The following is a 17,102-nucleotide window of genomic DNA, read 5'->3' on the forward strand; positions in this document are numbered from 1 at the left end:
GTCTTATTACGCTACTGCTCGGCAGCTGTAAGCAGAATCTCGCCGAGTGTTGGGTGAATATGTACTATGTCGCGGAGCTGCTCAACGGTGGCACCGAGACACATCAGGGCGCTGACCTCCTGAACAATGTCGGCAGAGTGGGCACCATAGGCATGACAGCCAAGGATGCGACCTCCACCTTGCCCCTCCGAAGGCGGGGTGCTGAAGAGCTTCAGCATTCCTTCCGTCTCGTTCATTGCCAGTGCCTTGCCATTGGCACGCCAGAATGCCTTGCGACATTCATAGGGGGTGCCATCAGTCTTCAACTGGTCTTCGCTCTTGCCAACGCACGCAGCTTCGGGAGTGGTGAAGATTGCTGCAGGCATGATGCCAAAACGAATGTTGTCTTGATGGCCGAGAATCTGATTTACTACGTGAATGCCTTGCATCTCAGCAGCGTGGGCCAGCATCTGACGACCATTGACATCGCCGATGGCGAAGAGAGACCCACCCCCAACCCCTCCCGAGGGGAGGGGAGTTGAGATGCGGAAGTCGTTGTCAACGGGGATGCAGCCATTAGGCGCGAGGGTAATGCCGGTAGCTTCGAGGTTTAGCCCTTCGGTGTGTGGTTTGCGTCCTGTTGCCATGAGGATGACATCGGCATCTATCGACTCCGTCTTTCCTTTTCGTTCGAACACAACTGCACCACCTTCAACAGCCTTCACGGCACACTGCATGTTGAACGTCACACCCATTTTCTCCATAGTCTTGCGCAGACGCTTGGCTATGTCGCTGTCGAGCGTAGGCAGACATTCCTTTAGATATTCAATGACGGTCACCTCCGTTCCGAATCTGTTGAATACGGAGGCAAACTCCATGCCTATGACACCGGCACCGATGATAGCTAAACGCTTGGGCTGCTGCTTCAACTGTAGCAGTCCTGTAGAGTCAACGAGATGCGGATCAGTAAGGTCGGGTAGCGGTAGCCACTTAGTCTGAGAGCCTGTAGCAATGATGATGTTCGGGGCGACGAAGCGGTCACCGCTCGTACATCCCTCCACGGTATGCTCATCAGCGAAGCGTCCCTTCTCACGTACAAGTGTGATGTTGGGGTGGGAGAGAAGTGTCTCCACACCGCTGCGTAACTGTTCTACTACTTGCGGCTGACGCTCTACAGCCTCTTCAAACGACGCTGCATGTACGTAGGTCTTTGTCGGTATGCAGCCCACGTTGAGACACGTGCCTCCCACATGCTCTCCTTCGAAGATTACTACCTTCAGACCATTCTTCGCGGCATATTCAGCGGTGCGGTAACCACCAGGGCCAGCACCAATGATTATCAGATCACAACTATTCATAATTCCATATTCTCAACTCTCAATTCTCAACTGACTCCACGTTACCACAGGATGCTTGGCTGCAAGGACATCATCAACACGCCCGATGGGAGTGTTGTGGGGTGCCGACTTTACTAGCTCTGGGTCTGTCTTTGCTTCCTCGGCAATCTTGCGCATCACAGCGATGAAACTGTCAATGGTCTCTTTCGACTCGTTCTCCGTTGGCTCAATCATGAGACTCTCATGGAACAGCAGAGGGAAGTAGATTGTAGGAGCGTGGTAGCCATAGTCGAGAAGACGCTTTGCCACATCCATTGTGGTAACGCCTGTGGACTTGTCCTTCAGACCGTCGAATACGAACTCGTGTTTGCACAACCCCTCTATAGGTAGTTCATAAACATCCTTCAACGACTCTTTTATATAGTTCGCGTTGAGCGTTGCCAATGGTCCCACTTCCTTTATGTGCTCGCGACCGAGCGAGAGGATATAGGCGTAGGCACGTATGACTACTGCGAAGTTTCCATGATAGGGCGATACGGTGGGGAAGAACTGCTCCAGTCCTTTGCGCACGCCAACAGGACCCGCACCAGGACCGCCACCACCATGAGGCGTGGAGAACGTCTTGTGGAGGTTGATGTGCATCACATCGAAGCCCATGTCACCAGGACGTGCTGCTCCGAGCATAGGGTTGAGGTTGGCACCATCGTAGTACATCAGACCGCCAGCCTCATGGACAAGTTTCTCTATCACAGGTATTTGGCGCTCGAAGAGTCCGAGAGTGTTAGGATTTGTCATCATCATAGCAGCAATCTCAGAGCTGTGTTGAGTCAACAGCTCTTTAAGTGCTTCTACATCGACGGTGCCATCGGCAAGCGACTTCACCTCGATAATGTCCATGCCACAGACGGCGGCAGAGGCAGGGTTAGTGCCATGGGCAGAGTCGGGCACGATGACCAGACGGCGAGCCATGTCGCCACGGCTCTCGTGATACTTTTTTATAACCATCAGTCCCGTAAGCTCACCATGAGCGCCTGCGAAGGGCTTGAGAGTGAATGCGTGGAGCCCCGTCAGCGCACAAAGCGATTTGGATAGCAGTGTGCATACAGCCTCAGCACCGCGAGTGGTGTCGGCAGGCTGAAGGGGGTGCAAGTTGACGAACTGTGGCAGAGAAGCCATCTCTTCGTTTATCTTCGGGTTGTATTTCATTGTGCAGCTGCCCAGAGGGTAGAAACCGTTGTCAACACCGAAGTTGTTTGCCGACAGGTTCGTATAGTGTCTAACGACAGTCATCTCGTCGCATTCAGGAAGAGCAGCGTCGCTCTTGCGTCTCATGGAATCAGGTACCTCGTAATCACCGAAGCGGTTCTTCGGCAGAGAGTAGCCGCGACGGCCAGGCTGTGACAATTCGAAAATAAGATTTCCGTATAATTTGTTATTCATGACGATTCCAGAATGAGTTAGTTTACACCTTGATAAAAGTTTGTCATCTCAACCATACGGTCTATCTCTTCTTTAGTACGCTTCTCTGTGACAGCAAACATTATCTGGTCCTCAGCCACCATGACACCTCCAAAGATGTCGTTCTTTAGAAGGAACTGACGCAGAATGTTTGCATCGCCGTCGAAACGAACCACGAACTCATTGAAGAACGGCTTGTCATAGACGAGCGTGAAATGACCAGTGGCAAGAAGCTTGTTGCATAGATAGTGTGCGCCTGAGTATGACAGCTCTGCCGCTTCGCGCAGTCCCTGCTTACCCATTAATGAACAGTAAACGGTTACCCACAGCGCCATGAGACTCTGATTGGAACAGATATTCGATGTGGCTTTTTGGCGACGGATGTGTTGCTCGCGAGCCTGAAGGGTGAGCACAAAAGCACGTTGTCCGCGGTTGTCAACGGTGCGTCCTACTATTCTGCCAGGCATCTTGCGGATGAGCTTCTCTGTGCAGCACATATAGCCTACATAAGGTCCGCCCCATTGCATGGGAATGCCAAGCGACTGCGCATCGCCTACAGCAATGTCTGCTCCCCATTCGGCAGGTGTCTTCAGCACTGCGAGGTCGGCAATGATGCTGTTCATAATGAAGAGCGCTTTCTTCTCGTGTATGGAGTCGGCAAAGCCTGTGTAGTCTTCAACAATGCCAAAATAGTTTGGCTGTTGCACTATGACACCTGCCACGTCGTCGATAGTCGAGAGCAGAGAGTTGAGCGTTGAGAGGTCGGTGACACCTTCCTTTTCAGGAATCATCTCGATGTTGATGCCCTGAAAGTGGGCGTAGGTCTTAACTACCTCAATCGTCTTAGGGTCAACTGTCTTAGAGATGAGCACTGTCTTCTGCTTCTTTCCTGCAGCAACAGCCATCATCATTGCCTCGGCAGTGGCTGTGGTGCCGTCGTACATAGAGGCATTGGAGATGTCCATGCCCGTCAGTTCTGTCATCATTGACTGATACTCGAAGATGTAGTGCAGTGTGCCTTGTGATATCTCTGCCTGATATGGGGTATAGCTTGTCAAGAACTCTGAACGCGACAGCAGGTTTGGAATGATGGAGGGCGTGTAGTGATCATAGACGCCGGCTCCGGCGAAACAGGTGAGCTGTTTGTTTTGTGAGCCAAGGCTCTCAAATAGCTGACGTACCTCTATCTCGCTCAACTCTGAAGGCAAGTCGTAATCCCCATGGAAACGGATATCCTCGGGAATCTCGGCATAGAGCTCATCGAGACTCTTAACACCCACCTTCTGTAGCATCTCCTGCAGGTCGGATGGGGTATGCGGAAAATATTTGTACATTTCAGAATTGCGTAATTATTTATTCTTTGCAGAACTCTGCGTAGCTGTTTGCATCCATGAGGCTGTCGAGCTCGGTCTTATCGGTAAGCTCTACCTTGATAATCCAGTTCTCCCATGGGTCCTGATTTATGAGCTCGGGCTGATCTTCCAGTGCCTCGTTTACCTCAATGACAGTGCCGCTGACAGGAGCAATAAGGTCGCTGGCAGCTTTCACACTTTCCACTGCGCCAAACTCTTCGCCTGCCTCAACTTCATCGTCAACCTCGGGCATGTCAACATATACCACATTGCCCAACGCGTGCTGTGCATAATCAGAAATGCCGATGTAGCCAAAATCGCCTTCTACTCTTACGTATTCGTGTGACTCACTGTAGTAGAGTCCTTCTTTTACTGTTGCCATATTTCTGTTAGTTTTAAATTGTTAGTTATTATTAAATGGTTATTGTTTACAGTCTTGCGTTTATTGTTTGTAATGTTTGTCGTAGAAACGCTTCTTCACTACGATGCCAGGGAATACCTTCTTGCGGATCTGTACTGCTACTTCTGTTCCAAGCTTCGCATACTCGCTGTCAATGAGTGCCATACAGACGCTCTTATCGCTGGATAGAGTATGGTAGCCAGTGGTGACCTCACCGATGATGTTGCCACTGCTGTTTAGTACGGCATATCCATGACGTGGTATGGCTTTGTCCTGCAACTCTATTCCTACAAGTTTCTTCGCTGTGCCCTCTGTCTTCTGTCTCAGAAGAGCTTCGCGCCCTATGAACTCAGGCTTGTCGAACTTGACAAACATTGTAAGTCCTGCCATGACAGGTGAGATGTCGGCTGACAGCTCGTCGCCATAGAGAGGCAGACCCACTTCGAAACGCAGGGTGTCGCGGCATCCCAGTCCGCATGCCTGTACACCGGCAGCAACAAGCTTGTCCCAGCATTCGTTGATGTACGCATGAGAAGCATAGATCTCAAACCCATCCTCACCGGTATAGCCGGTGCGTGAAATGATAATGTCCTGAGGTGCTACCATCTTGCAAGTGTAGAATGTCATTTCGCTGCATGGCAGTCCTAATACGCGTTCTACTATATCTTCGCTTTGTGGTCCCTGTATTGCCAGTTGTCCATAGTGCTCCGACATGTTACGCAGCTCAATGTCAAAGACCGTCTTCTCAGCTTGTTGCTGCATCCATGCCCAGTCTTTTTCGATGTTGGCTGCGTTGATGACGAGGAAGAAGTCGTTCTCTCCCATCTTATACACCAACAAGTCATCTACTGTGCCGCCGTTCTCATAGCACATCATTCCATAGAACACTTTGCCTACAGGCGCGCCTGCAACATCGTTGGTGAAGATGTGCTGTACATAAGCCTCGGCGTCCTTGCCGCGTACTGTTACCTCACCCATGTGAGAAACATCGAACATACCTACGCGCTCGCGAACAGCCTGATGCTCAGGGGCGATGCCTACATATTGTAACGGCATCTCGAAGCCACCGAACGATACCATCATCGCTTTTTGAGCTACGTGTTTTTCGTAGAGACACGTGCGTTTGTCCTTTCTTTCTGGTTCTGTTTGTACTCCCATTTTGTTTTCTGTATTATTTTTAAGGTATTAAGTTTATGAATTCTTCTTTCAGATAGGATTCTTCAAGTTTCTCGATAGCAGCCACATCATCGGCACTCAGTAGCAGCTCTCCATTGCAAAGGGTGCTTCTTATGTGTGACTGCAGTTCATCGAAACTCATCGAGGTGTGATCCTTCAAAAGAGTTATGCGCTGGCGCACGCTTTTTATTCCTTTCTGCTCCAGTTTCTCTTTGCTTGGCGTTATGGCGTTGAGCATGTGTTCCATGTTGGTGTCGTAGAGCATGGTGCTGTGAACAACGCTCTTCCCTGGCAGGTGATAGCATGCTGTGCCGCATACCTTCTTGTCAGCGATGAGCACGTCGTTATGACTTGTGCCTACAGCTTCAATGCCGATGCGGCGCAACACAAGGATAATCATCCCGATGAAGGTGTTGAAGGCAAAGTTTACATTCTCTTCAGAACTGACGTATGACAGCATCAGGTTGTCTTTATCAGCATAAACACAGCCGCCACCGCTTTTCCTACGGTAGATCTTGATGTCATGCTCGCGGCAATAGTCAACGTTAACCTCGGCTTCAAGTGCTTGGTTGCGACCGAAGATGACGCTTGGCTCTACATGCCACAGGAAGAAAAGGTCGGCTTCGTCAAACTGACGAGCCACATATTCCTCCATAGCGAGATAGAACGATAACCGCCGAATGCCACGCTCTGGTAAGACAACGTATTTCATACGTATTAAACAATCAAATCTTTGAAGGTTAGCAATTTATTTCTGCAAATGTATGAAGTTTTTATTGAAGTGCCAAATGATTCAATCACTATTTTTTGAAAAAAGAGTGCCGTCTTCACAAGAAATTATTATCTTTGCATCGTAAAAACCAAAATAGTAATGAAAAAGCTTCTAATTTCTCTTCTTGCAGTGCTTTTTGCGGCACCGTCTTTCGCACAGTATAACAGTGGCGAAGTGTCAATCAGTGAGAGTACATTGTACTATGGAATACGTCTTGGTGTTGACTTCGCAAATATTTCCGGTGATGGTACGGGAGGATTCAAGAGTAGGACTGGTATGACCCTTGGCTTTGCTCTCGGTTTGCATGTAAGTGAGCAGACACCTATCTGCCTTGAGTCAGGAATTTATTATACTGAGAGAGGCGCTAAGCAGAATATTGCTGGTGGTGAGGTGACTACAAGCCTCTGTTATCTTGAACTTCCTATCCTGATAAAGTATGGTTTCGAGGTAAGTGATGACTGGGCTGTGCTTCCGTTTGTGGGCCCTTATTTTGCACTCGGTGCAGGTGGTAGTATTATCAATAAGGTCAGTGATACCAGCGTGAGCTCATACAAGGACGTTTACAGTCGTCCCGACATGGGCTTTAAGATAGGTTGTGGTGCCGAGTATAACCATCTGTATATAGAGGCAGGCTATCAGTTCGGTGTTGCCAATATAGCAAAGGATGACGTTCATGCCCGTCATGGAAACGCCTTGTTTCTGAATGTAGGCGTTAATCTTTGATGAGACATATTTAAAAAACAATATTTCTTTTAAAAACAACGGATTACACGGATTTTGCGGATTTAAGCCCTACTGAAAACCAGTAACTTATGGAATCCGCGAAATCCGTGTAATCCGTTGTGATTAATTAAGATATACCTCTAACTTCTCACCTCATTTATCATATGCGTGAACAGGATAGTCAACGGTGTAGTGCAGTCCGCGGCTTTCCTTGCGCTCAAGGGCAAAGCGCGTGATGAGGTATCCCACATTAATCATGTTGCGGAGTTCGCAGATGTCGCGTGATGCCTTAACACGTTTGAAGAGATTCTCTGTTTCTTCATAGAGCATGTCAAGACGGTCCCATGCGCGGTGCAGGCGCAGGTCGCTGCGCACAATGCCTACATAGTTTGACATGATCTGATTGACTTCCTTTACTGACTGCGTTATCAGAATCTTCTCCTCGTTAGTCATCGTGCCCTCATCGTTCCATTCAGGCACCTTTTCGTTGAAGTCATAGAGGTCAATATGCTCCAGTGAGTGCTTTGCAGCTGCGTCGGCATATACAACAGCCTCGATGAGTGAGTTTGATGCAAGACGATTGCCACCGTGCAGTCCTGTGCATGAACATTCGCCGATGGCGTAGAGACGTTCAATGCTCGACTGACCGTTGAGGTCCACCTTTATGCCACCGCACATGTAGTGGGCGGCAGGTCGTACAGGTATATAGTCGGTGGTGATGTCTATGCCCATGGACAAGCACTTCTGGTAAATGTTGGGGAAGTGCTTCCTTGTCTCAGCAGGGTCTTTGTGGGTAACGTCAAGACACACATGGTCCAGACCGTGAATCTTCATTTCTTTGTCTATGGCACGGGCTACTATGTCGCGAGGTGCCAGTGACAGGCGCTCGTCATATTTCTCCATGAACGACTCTCCATTGGGTAGTCGCAGTATGCCGCCGTAGCCGCGCATTGCCTCGGTGATGAGGAACGCCGGATGAGTCTCGCCAGGAGAGTAGAGCGCTGTGGGGTGGAACTGTACAAACTCCATGTCCTGCACCGTTCCCTTTGCGCGATAAACCATTGCCTCGCCGTCGCCTGTCGCAATGACAGGATTTGTGGTGGCCTGATAAACAGCTCCGCAGCCACCGGTACACATAAGTGTTACCTTGGCTAGGTAGGTGTCAACAGTCTCTTGTGGATTAAGGACATAAGCGCCGTAGCAGTAGATATATGGCGTGCGACGCGTTACTTTAGCACCAAGATGGTGCTGTGTTATAATCTCTACGGCGAAATGGTTCTCCTTGATAGTAATGTTTGGACAAGCCCTTACAGCAGCCATCAGTCCGCGCTGTATTTCTGCACCTGTGTCGTCGGCATGATGTAGGATGCGGAACTCTGAATGACCGCCCTCACGGTGAAGGTCGAAGTTGCCGTCTTCCTTGCGGTCGAAGTTCACTCCCCATTCTACCAGCTCTTTTATCTGCTCAGGTGCATTCCTTACTACCTGCTCTACAGCCTTCGGGTCGGAGATGTAGTCACCCGCAATCATCGTATCCTCTATATGCTTCTCGAAATTATCGACAGCAAGGTTCGTTACGGAAGCGACACCTCCCTGTGCAAACGAAGTGTTTGCCTCGTCAAGCGATGTCTTACAGATGATACATACTGAACCTTTTTGTGCTCTTGCCACTTTAAGCGCATAGCTCATACCAGCTACGCCTGCTCCTATGATAAGAAAATCGTATTTATAAACCATTTGTATCGTTTTTCTTTTCTTCGTCAGGTTTTTCTCGGCAAAGGTACTACTATGCGCTTAAAATGCCAAATTTTTTATCTTACTTTTGTATTTGTTGCCTAATTATGGCACAAATCATATTGTGATACTCGGTTATTTGTATATCACGTAGTTTCGTAGCCAGTTAACCAGTGACCATACGAAGAGGAAGATGACAAGAATAACCATGACTATGATGGCTATCGCCCATGCTACGAGGTGCTGGGTGTGGTCATCGTCGGTTGTCGTTGTACCGTCACTCCACTTCGTTACGGTGCGAACAGTCTGTGCTCCCAATATCATGCCGAACACGCCGCCAAGCAGCCAGTTCAGTGCGCCGCGACCTGAGCTGCCCTTGAATGTGCGGTGGTCAATCATGAAGACAGGCTTCAAGCTTGCCATATAGTATAGACCAAGGCTGAAGAAGAAGAACAGTGATGACTGGAAACCTGAGGCATACCACATGATTCCTGCGAAGATGATAGTGATCCATACCATGACCTTCGAACCATCGAACAGTCGCTTGCTTGAAGACTCAACACAATCAACAAGCTCGTTGATTCTTGCTACTACATCAGGATCGGTGACGTGTGCATCAAGAGCTTCTCTGATGGCAGCTCTTGACTCGTCCATCTGTTTCTTTGTAGTGATAATCCATTGGTCGGTCTCTCCTGGCACAGGAGTCCATGTGTCGAATACTTGGTTAAGCTTGTCAACGTACATATTTGTCTCTGAATCAGGCATTGTCTCTGGCAGTCCTTCCTCACGGCGAAGAGCCATCTGCTCGTCAACAGTAGTCTTCCATATCACTGATGGATGCTTCTTCTTGTAGATCATCTCAAAGACGCGAGGCCAGAACAGCACATAGAGCATGTGGAAGAACATGAATAGTATTGCAAGCAACAGAAGTATGCCGAGAATGGTTTCCTCTAACGACTGGCTTGAACCGCTGCTTCTACTGCTTGAACTGCTTGAGCTGCTGCTCTCGCTTGAATAATTGTCGTTCTCGCTTGAATAGCTGCTGCTTTCACTTGTTAAATTGCCGCTCTCGTCGTTCTCCATAAAGCCATCAGCGCGCAAGTCATTCTCGCGTGCCTCCTTAACTGCATTCTGCAGCTCTTCTTCTGTCATCACGTCGAATGTTGGGTCGTATGCGCTGCCGTTGCCTACGATAAGTATCATCTCGTCGCCGATGCCTGGCATGTTCTTCAGACCGTCGCTTACCTCAGTCAACTGTACGTGTATTGTACCGTCTGTGCGGTATTTCTTCACCTGAATGGTCTCAGTAGCGCCATTTACCTTAACTTCGAAGATGTAATTGTTGTCGGCTGCTGATCCTTTGTACTTCAGTGGTGAGTTGATGTTGCCTTCGCCGCCTTCATAACTGAACGTACCGCAGTTGCCATCTGAATTGGCTGTGCGGCTGATCTCGAGCATAACGATGCCACTCTCGTAGTCTGTTGTCTGCCATGAACCAGCAGGGTAGGCTGCTTCTTTTGTCTGAGCCCATGTCGCGATTGCCATCATCAAGAATACGATGCTGGCAAAGATTCTCATAGAAACATTCTTTTTCATAGTTTGAATATTAGGTAAGTATTAAATAAATGATTTGAAGTTATTGTTGTTTTGCTATTAGATTTTGCAAAGATATGTTATTTTTTTATAAAGTCCAAGGAAATTCGACATTTATTTGATAATTCTGCGAAAAAACTGTTCATAATGGAAAAAAACAGCCTTGCTCGGCATTGTACCGGCAAGGCTGTCTTTGTATTGATTGATTATAAAATCCTTTAATATGCCCACTTCAGGTAGAGTGCTCCGTGAACGAAGCCTGCGCCAAAAGCAGTGAGGATGAGGTTGTCGCCCTTCTTCAGCTGCTTTTCATACTCCCAGATAGCGAGAGGTATCGTAGCTGCTGAGGTGTTTCCGTAGCGCTCAATGTTGACCATGACCTTATCCATGGGCAGTTCCAGACGCTTTGCAACAGCCTCAATGATTCGCAAGTTTGCCTGGTGAGGCACCACAAAGGCAATGTTGTCCTTGTTCAGACCGTTGCGCTCGGCTATCAGTGCACAGTCATCGCTCATGTTGGTAACAGCATAGCGGAACACGGTGCGTCCTTCCTGATAGATGTAGTGCAGACGGTGATCCACGGTGAAGTGGTTTGGAGGACAAACAGAACCGCCGGCCTTCATGTGAAGGAATGGAAGTCCCTTGCCGTCTGTACGCAGATATGAGTCTATGACTCCTATGCCTTCTTCTTCAGTAGCTTCAAGAAGCACTGCGCCTGCACCGTCGCCGAAGAGCGGACATGTGGAACGGTCTTTGTAGTCGGTCACCGACGACATCTTGTCGGCACCTATGACGATGATTTTCTTGTAGCGGCCCGACTCAATCATTGTCGCTGCCACGTCAAGCGTGTAGAGGAATCCGCAACATGCAGCCCAGAAGTCGAATGCCATAGCATTCTTCAGTCCGAGTTTGCCCAGAACGATTGAGGCCGTTGATGGGAACTTGTAGTCGGCTGTCGATGTAGTAACTATCAGTGCATCAATGGTATCTGGGTCAACGCCCGTCTTCTGAATCAGTTGCTTGGCAGCCTTACGTGCCATATAAGAAGTGCCGAGACCCTCTTCTGTGAGGATTCGGCGCTCCTTGATTCCGACACGCGTCATAATCCACTCGTCATTGGTGTCAACCATGCGCGACAGCTCCTCGTTGGTAAGGATGTAGTCGGGCACGTAGCCGCCTATGCCGGTGATGATCGCGTTAATCTTACCCATTTGCCTGATGTTTATTCAGCTACTTCTTCGTCCATCTTGATAGCAACCTTACCACGGTAGTATCCGCATGTTGGGCATACAGTGTGGTAAACATAGTAAGCACCACAGTTAGGGCAAACTGCCAGTGTAGGAGCTACTGCCTTGTCATGAGTACGACGCTTCGCTGTACGAGTGTTTGATTGTCTTCTTTTAGGATGTGCCATAATTTATTAATTTATTTTTTGAATGTTTGAATTAAAATTTTAAATCTTTCAGCGCGCTCCATCGCGGGTCTATCTCCTTGTTGTTGGCGTCCGCATCGCTGCTTCGGGCAGCCGAATGTTCAGTGAGCACTCGCATCATTGCATCGTTACAATCGCCAGGTTGATGAACGTGCTGGATGGGTACCGCCAGGGCTATAGCCTCGTAGATGAGCCACGATATGTCGAGAACGCCCTCGTTCTCGCTTACCATGATGATGTCATCCTGCTCGGAGCTGTCCTCGTTCTCTTTCAGCTTCGCAGTGAAGTGTGACTCTGTCTCAATGGGCTGTGCCATCATTTCGAGACAACGGTCGCAGGGAATCTGGACTGTGCCGCTGATACATAGTTGGAACTCGTAAAAGCCAGTTGTCTTGCGTATAGACCCTGACACATGCAATGAGCCTTCCTGTATCTCAGCGTCGTCTAAAGCTGCGAAAAACTGGTTGTCCAGCTCGTACTGAAATGGTGTCTCGCCATCAGTAACTGCCTTTAAATCAATCTTAAACTGCTCTAAACTACACATTTAATCGCTTTTTGGGATGCAAAGTTACAAACTTTTTTTTATAAACGATTCATTTTTTCGATGTTTTTTTTATTCTTGCACACATGTAAGTGCGGTGTGCATGATTATTGGCCCGTTTTGCTGTCCGGCCCTTTCCGTTTATTTGTTCTTACCTTTCTGCATTCTTGTTCTTACTAAATGGTAATAGCGTTCTTACTAAACGGTAATGGCGTTCTTACTAAACGGAAAACCAAACTCGTCGACTTTGGTGACCAAACTCGTCGACTTTGGTTACCAAACTCGACGAGTTTGTAATTTTGTTCTTACAAAACTGCATTGCGTTTTTGTCTGCCTAACATCACTATAGTGTCTAAATTGCATGCTAACTGCGCAAAAAACGGAAATGTTCTTTGTAGGTTTCGTTTTTTTGTTGTACTTTTGCTGCCGCTATATATATAAATATGGTGTAAGTTGAATCTGAAATTATAAACTAACAAATACTTTATAAAACGAAGAAAACGATTTAAGACTATGGCAACACCTGTAGAATTCAAGTATGCCCCTATGTTTCAGTTGGGCGAAGACAAGACCGAGTACAGACTCTTGACGAAGGAAGGCGTAAGCGTCAGCCAGTTTGAAGGTAAAGAAATAGTTAAGGTAACGAAAGAGGCACTCACCCTGTTGGCACAGCAGGCTTTCCACGATGTGGAGTTCATGCTCCGTCGTGAACACAACCTGCAGGTGGCAGCAATCCTCAATGACCCTGAGGCATCTGAGAACGACAAGTATGTCGCTCTGCAGTTCCTTCGTAATGCCGACGTAGCAGCTAAGGGCATTCTTCCTTTCTGTCAGGATACTGGTACAGCCATCATCCATGGTGAAAAGGGTCAGCAGGTGTGGACTGGCTTCGAGGACGAAGAGGCTCTGAGCCGTGGCGTCTATAATACCTTCACGCAGGATAACCTGCGCTACTCACAGAATGCTCCTCTTAACATGTATGACGAGGTGAACACCCGCTGCAACCTGCCTGCACAGATAGACATTGAGGCAACGGAGGGTGCGGAGTATCGCTTCGTCATGGTGGCAAAGGGCGGTGGCTCAGCCAACAAGACTTATTTCTACCCAATGACAAAGGCCACGATTCAGAATGAGGGCACGTTGCTGCCATTCCTCGTAGAGAAGATGAAGTCACTGGGCACTGCAGCTTGTCCTCCATACCACATCGCATTTGTCATCGGTGGTACATCGGCAGAGAAGAACCTGCTCACTGTGAAGCTCGCTTCTATCAAGTACTATGACTCGCTGCCAACGACTGGCGACGAGACTGGACGTGCTTTCCGCGATGTTGAATTGGAGAAGAAACTTCTGGAAGAGGCTCATAAGATTGGACTCGGCGCTCAGTTCGGTGGTAAGGCACTGGCTCACGACATCCGTGTCGTACGTCTGCCCCGCCATGGTGCATCTTGTCCTATCGGCATGGGTGTCAGCTGTTCGGCAGACCGTAATATCAAGGCGAAGATCAACCGCGATGGCATCTGGCTCGAGAAGATGGATTCTAACCCTTGCGAGCTGATTCCTGCTGAATATGCAAAGCCTGGCGAGGGTGCTAAGGGTATTGAAATCAACCTTAACGAAGGCATCGATGCTGTACGCAAGGAACTGTCTAAGTATCCAGTTTCAACACGTGTGAACCTGAAGGGTACCATCATCGTGGCTCGTGATATTGCTCATGCCAAGCTGAAGGCTCGTCTCGATGCTGGCGAGGGCATGCCTGAGTACTTCAAGAAGTATCCTGTGCTCTATGCAGGACCTGCCAAGACTCCAGAGGGCTATCCTTGTGGCTCTATGGGTCCAACCACGGCAAACCGCATGGATCCATATGTTGACGAGTTCCAGGACAATGGTGCTTCACTCGTGATGATTGCTAAGGGCAACCGTAGCGATGTGGTAACTGAGGCATGTAAGAAGCATGGCGGTTTCTATCTTGGAACGATAGGCGGTGTTGCTGCTGTACTTTCACAGTCGAGCATCAAGTCTATTGAGTGTGTGGAATATCCAGAGTTGGGCATGGAGGCCATCTGGAAGATTGACGTTGAAGACTTCCCTGCCTTCATACTTGTTGATGATAAGGGTAATGACTTCTTTAAGCAGCTGAAGCCATGGACACCATGCGCAAAATAAAACTCATATCATCTTTCCTGACTTTGTTGTCCTTGAGTCTGTCGGCTCAGGACTTCAAGGTCGTGAGAGATAACTGCATGCCTGCGCCTGAGGGCGGCGACGATGTTGTAGAGACACGTCTTACTGGTATGCGTAAGGCGCTGCCTCAGATTAATCGCGATTGGAATCCTGAAAAAACGTATCACCAGCTTGTGATACTCATGTCTTTCTCTGATACGGACTTTAACATCGAGAATCCTGTAGCCGAATATGACAAGATTCTTAATCAGTCGGGCTACAATAAACGTCAGGGCCCTGGATGTATGGCCGACTATTTCCGCGACCAGTCAGGCGGAATGCTTAATCTTGAGTTTGATGTCTATGGCCCTTACAAGGTGAGCGGAAAAGCTCAGCCTTACAGCAGTCCCAGCTCTGGCACTCGTAACTATGGCCGCACCGACATGATTGAGGCTACAAACCTTTTCTTAGCCGACCATCAGGAGATAGACTTCTCACAGTATGACTGGAACGGTGACGGAAACGTGGAACAGGTTATTTATGTCTATGCAGGTCTGCCTGGTAATATCAGCTCTGCCGACTGCTATGGACACATATGGCCAAACACGAGCACTTTCACTACTATTACAACTCATGATGGGAAGAAAATCTCCAACTATACATGTAGTGGCGAGCACTGGCCCATGACGAATAAGGCATCGTGCGGCTTTGGAACTATCAGTCATGAGTTTACCCACAGCCTCGGACTGCCTGACATCTACCCGACAGCAGGCGAAGGCTTCTCTGTTGTTGACGAATGGGACCTGATGGATGGCGGAAACTTTACAAACTACGGATGGTGCCCGCCTGAATATACTGCTATGGAAAAGTGGCTCATGGGATGGATCTCGTTCAAAGAACTTGACGAGCCAACTACCGTAGTGGGCTTGAAGCCTGTGTCTGAAGGTGGCGATGTCTATCGCATAAAGCACTCAGACTCAGAGTGGCTGCTCCTTGAGAACCGACAGCAGAGAGGATGGGATGCTGGCGCACCTGGCAGCGGACTTGTCATTTATCATGTTTTTTACGATGGTTCTGTATGGCAGGGTAATAAAGTCAATACTGACAAAAACAAACGCCGTTTCCATCTTTTCAATGCCGATAACAGGGACTATGATGCATGGGATGACTATCTGAACGAAAAAGGCTTGGGAACCTATGCTAATACGGGTCACATGAACAGCCGCTATCTGAGCACGTCGCCATATCCATGGACTAACGAAACAACGTTGGCTGTGAACAACGAACTGACAGACTCGTCTGTTCCTGCAGCCAAGATGAACTATCCTAATGCTAAGGAAGAGCTGATGCTGTCAAAGCCCATCACCAATATTAGTGTCGATGACGACGGACTGGTGTCGTTTGACTTCATGGGGGGTGGGGTAGTAGGCCTGGCAGAGTCCGTTAAGGAGAACGCCTCTCGTGGCATAACAGCTACTTACGACATAAACGGACGTATCGCACAGCCTAAGGCCAGTGGCTTCTACATAGTCAGACAGGCCGACGGCACAGTGAGAAAACTCTTTATCAGATAAACACCTATTTATATTTAAATAAACTTTATATTTATTTTAATCAAAGTATTATGAGACTTATTATTGAACCTAATTATGATTTGATGTCACAGTGGGCAGCAAATTATGTGGTAGAACGTATCAACGCAGCCAAGCCAACAAAGGAGAAGCCTTTTGTACTGGGCCTGCCTACCGGCTCATCTCCAATCGGCATGTACCGTGCGTTGGTGAAAGCTTATCAGGAAGGTAAGGTATCGTTTAAGAACGTGCTTACTTTTAACATGGACGAGTATGTAGGACTGCCTGAGGAGCATCCTGAGAGCTATCACTCATTCATGTTCTCAAACCTGTTTAACCACATTGACTGCCCCAAAGAGAATATACATATCCTCAATGGTAATGCTAAAGACCTCGCTGCAGAATGCGCTCACTATGAGCAGATGATTGCAGAGGCAGGTGGCATAGACCTGTTCCTTGGCGGTATTGGTCCTGACGGACACATCGCTTTCAACGAACCAGGCTCATCACTTAGCAGCCGTACACGTCAGAAGACTCTGACCACTGACACCATCATCGCTAACTCACGTTTCTTCGACAACGACATCAACAAGGTGCCAAAGACTGCTCTTACCGTTGGCGTAGGCACCGTAATGGCAGCCAAGGAAGTGATGATCCTCGTTAATGGTCATGCTAAGTGCCGTGCTCTGCAGGCAGCTGTTGAAGGAAGCGTTAACCACATGTGGACAATCTCTGCCCTCCAGATGCATCAGCATGGCATCATCGTTGCCGACGATGCTGCATGTGAAGAGCTTAAGGTTGGCACATACCGCTACTTCAAGGATATCGAGCGTAACAACCTTCTGTAATAAGTGGAAAGTTTAGAGTGTAGAGT

Annotated in this window: 15 protein-coding genes; 4 read left to right on the forward strand and 11 right to left on the reverse strand. The window is 48.4% G+C overall.

Going from position 1 to position 17,102, the window contains the following annotated elements:
* Positions 1-11: 11 nt before the first annotated feature.
* Genes M1L52_RS07595 through M1L52_RS07620 form a run of 6 tightly spaced genes read right to left on the reverse strand, consistent with a single transcriptional unit; the run spans position 12 to position 6,414 of the window.
* Positions 12-1,337, reverse strand: a complete 1,326-nt coding sequence (locus tag M1L52_RS07595; RefSeq protein ID WP_248614329.1) for a dihydrolipoyl dehydrogenase family protein — start codon at positions 1,335-1,337, stop codon at positions 12-14.
* A 12-nt stretch (positions 1,338-1,349) separates the two neighbouring features.
* Positions 1,350-2,756 carry an aminomethyl-transferring glycine dehydrogenase subunit GcvPB gene (gene gcvPB / locus M1L52_RS07600; RefSeq protein ID WP_248614330.1) on the reverse strand — a complete coding sequence of 469 codons (1,407 nt, stop codon included), beginning with the start codon at positions 2,754-2,756 and terminating at the stop codon, positions 1,350-1,352.
* 17 nt (positions 2,757-2,773) lie between these two features.
* Positions 2,774-4,108 carry an aminomethyl-transferring glycine dehydrogenase subunit GcvPA gene (gene gcvPA / locus M1L52_RS07605; protein ID WP_248614331.1) on the reverse strand — a complete coding sequence of 445 codons (1,335 nt, stop codon included), beginning with the start codon at positions 4,106-4,108 and terminating at the stop codon, positions 2,774-2,776.
* 19 nt (positions 4,109-4,127) lie between these two features.
* Positions 4,128-4,508, reverse strand: coding sequence for a glycine cleavage system protein GcvH (gene gcvH, locus M1L52_RS07610; protein WP_248614332.1), 381 nt, complete (start codon positions 4,506-4,508; stop codon positions 4,128-4,130).
* A 60-nt stretch (positions 4,509-4,568) separates the two neighbouring features.
* On the reverse strand, positions 4,569-5,684 hold the full coding sequence (gene gcvT / locus M1L52_RS07615) for a glycine cleavage system aminomethyltransferase GcvT (protein WP_248614333.1): 1,116 nt from the start codon (positions 5,682-5,684) through the stop codon (positions 4,569-4,571).
* Between the two features lie 19 nt (positions 5,685-5,703).
* Positions 5,704-6,414 (reverse strand): biotin/lipoate A/B protein ligase family protein, encoded by a 711-nt coding sequence (locus tag M1L52_RS07620; protein WP_248614334.1) that lies wholly within the window; start codon positions 6,412-6,414, stop codon positions 5,704-5,706.
* A 159-nt stretch (positions 6,415-6,573) separates the two neighbouring features.
* On the opposite strand from M1L52_RS07620, the gene M1L52_RS07625 reads away from it, so the two are divergent.
* Positions 6,574-7,197, forward strand: a complete 624-nt coding sequence (locus M1L52_RS07625; protein WP_248614335.1) for an outer membrane beta-barrel protein — start codon at positions 6,574-6,576, stop codon at positions 7,195-7,197.
* Positions 7,198-7,350: 153 nt separating this feature from the next.
* Here the strand turns inward: M1L52_RS07625 and nadB are convergent, their stop codons facing one another.
* From nadB to M1L52_RS07650, 5 genes are all read right to left on the reverse strand, one after another.
* Positions 7,351-8,934, reverse strand: coding sequence for an L-aspartate oxidase (gene nadB / locus M1L52_RS07630; protein WP_248614336.1), 1,584 nt, complete (start codon positions 8,932-8,934; stop codon positions 7,351-7,353).
* 132 nt (positions 8,935-9,066) lie between these two features.
* Positions 9,067-10,527: a hypothetical protein gene (locus tag M1L52_RS07635; RefSeq protein ID WP_248614337.1), complete on the reverse strand. Its 1,461-nt coding sequence runs from the start codon at positions 10,525-10,527 to the stop codon at positions 9,067-9,069.
* A gap of 215 nt (positions 10,528-10,742) precedes the next feature.
* Complete coding sequence (locus M1L52_RS07640) at positions 10,743-11,735, reverse strand: beta-ketoacyl-ACP synthase III (RefSeq protein ID WP_248614338.1); 993 nt, start codon at positions 11,733-11,735, stop codon at positions 10,743-10,745.
* A gap of 11 nt (positions 11,736-11,746) precedes the next feature.
* Positions 11,747-11,938: a 50S ribosomal protein L32 gene (gene rpmF, locus M1L52_RS07645; protein WP_081778395.1), complete on the reverse strand. Its 192-nt coding sequence runs from the start codon at positions 11,936-11,938 to the stop codon at positions 11,747-11,749.
* Positions 11,939-11,969: 31 nt separating this feature from the next.
* The gene (locus M1L52_RS07650) at positions 11,970-12,500 is read right to left on the reverse strand and encodes a YceD family protein (protein ID WP_248614339.1); all 531 of its coding nucleotides are present in this window, start codon (positions 12,498-12,500) and stop codon (positions 11,970-11,972) included.
* Positions 12,501-13,010: 510 nt separating this feature from the next.
* Between M1L52_RS07650 and M1L52_RS07655 the strand changes: the two genes are divergently transcribed.
* The 3 genes from M1L52_RS07655 to nagB are packed head-to-tail and all read left to right on the forward strand — an operon-like array spanning position 13,011 to position 17,076.
* Positions 13,011-14,660, forward strand: coding sequence for a fumarate hydratase (locus M1L52_RS07655; protein WP_248614340.1), 1,650 nt, complete (start codon positions 13,011-13,013; stop codon positions 14,658-14,660).
* A complete protein-coding gene (locus M1L52_RS07660) occupies positions 14,648-16,231 on the forward strand; it encodes a M6 family metalloprotease domain-containing protein (protein ID WP_248614341.1) in 1,584 nt (527 codons plus the stop codon). Before M1L52_RS07655 ends, M1L52_RS07660 begins: the two co-directional genes overlap by 13 nt.
* 50 nt (positions 16,232-16,281) lie before the next feature.
* Positions 16,282-17,076: a glucosamine-6-phosphate deaminase gene (nagB, locus tag M1L52_RS07665; protein ID WP_248614342.1), complete on the forward strand. Its 795-nt coding sequence runs from the start codon at positions 16,282-16,284 to the stop codon at positions 17,074-17,076.
* Positions 17,077-17,102: the final 26 nt, after the last annotated feature.

Origin of the sequence: Prevotella sp. E13-27 (assembly GCF_023217965.1) — a bacterium.
Taxonomy (GTDB): Bacteria; Bacteroidota; Bacteroidia; order Bacteroidales; family Bacteroidaceae; genus Prevotella.

Coding starts and splice junctions, on each gene's coding strand:
- M1L52_RS07595 (WP_248614329.1), bottom strand. CDS start 1,337: ATGAATAGTTGTGATCTGATAATCATTGGTGCTGGCCCTGGTGGTTAC.
- gcvPB (WP_248614330.1), bottom strand. CDS start 2,756: ATGAATAACAAATTATACGGAAATCTTATTTTCGAATTGTCACAGCCT.
- gcvPA (WP_248614331.1), bottom strand. CDS start 4,108: ATGTACAAATATTTTCCGCATACCCCATCCGACCTGCAGGAGATGCTA.
- gcvH (WP_248614332.1), bottom strand. CDS start 4,508: ATGGCAACAGTAAAAGAAGGACTCTACTACAGTGAGTCACACGAATAC.
- gcvT (WP_248614333.1), bottom strand. CDS start 5,684: ATGGGAGTACAAACAGAACCAGAAAGAAAGGACAAACGCACGTGTCTC.
- M1L52_RS07620 (WP_248614334.1), bottom strand. CDS start 6,414: ATGAAATACGTTGTCTTACCAGAGCGTGGCATTCGGCGGTTATCGTTC.
- M1L52_RS07625 (WP_248614335.1), top strand. CDS start 6,574: ATGAAAAAGCTTCTAATTTCTCTTCTTGCAGTGCTTTTTGCGGCACCG.
- nadB (WP_248614336.1), bottom strand. CDS start 8,934: ATGGTTTATAAATACGATTTTCTTATCATAGGAGCAGGCGTAGCTGGT.
- M1L52_RS07635 (WP_248614337.1), bottom strand. CDS start 10,527: ATGAAAAAGAATGTTTCTATGAGAATCTTTGCCAGCATCGTATTCTTG.
- M1L52_RS07640 (WP_248614338.1), bottom strand. CDS start 11,735: ATGGGTAAGATTAACGCGATCATCACCGGCATAGGCGGCTACGTGCCC.
- rpmF (WP_081778395.1), bottom strand. CDS start 11,938: ATGGCACATCCTAAAAGAAGACAATCAAACACTCGTACAGCGAAGCGT.
- M1L52_RS07650 (WP_248614339.1), bottom strand. CDS start 12,500: ATGTGTAGTTTAGAGCAGTTTAAGATTGATTTAAAGGCAGTTACTGAT.
- M1L52_RS07655 (WP_248614340.1), top strand. CDS start 13,011: ATGGCAACACCTGTAGAATTCAAGTATGCCCCTATGTTTCAGTTGGGC.
- M1L52_RS07660 (WP_248614341.1), top strand. CDS start 14,648: ATGCGCAAAATAAAACTCATATCATCTTTCCTGACTTTGTTGTCCTTG.
- nagB (WP_248614342.1), top strand. CDS start 16,282: ATGAGACTTATTATTGAACCTAATTATGATTTGATGTCACAGTGGGCA.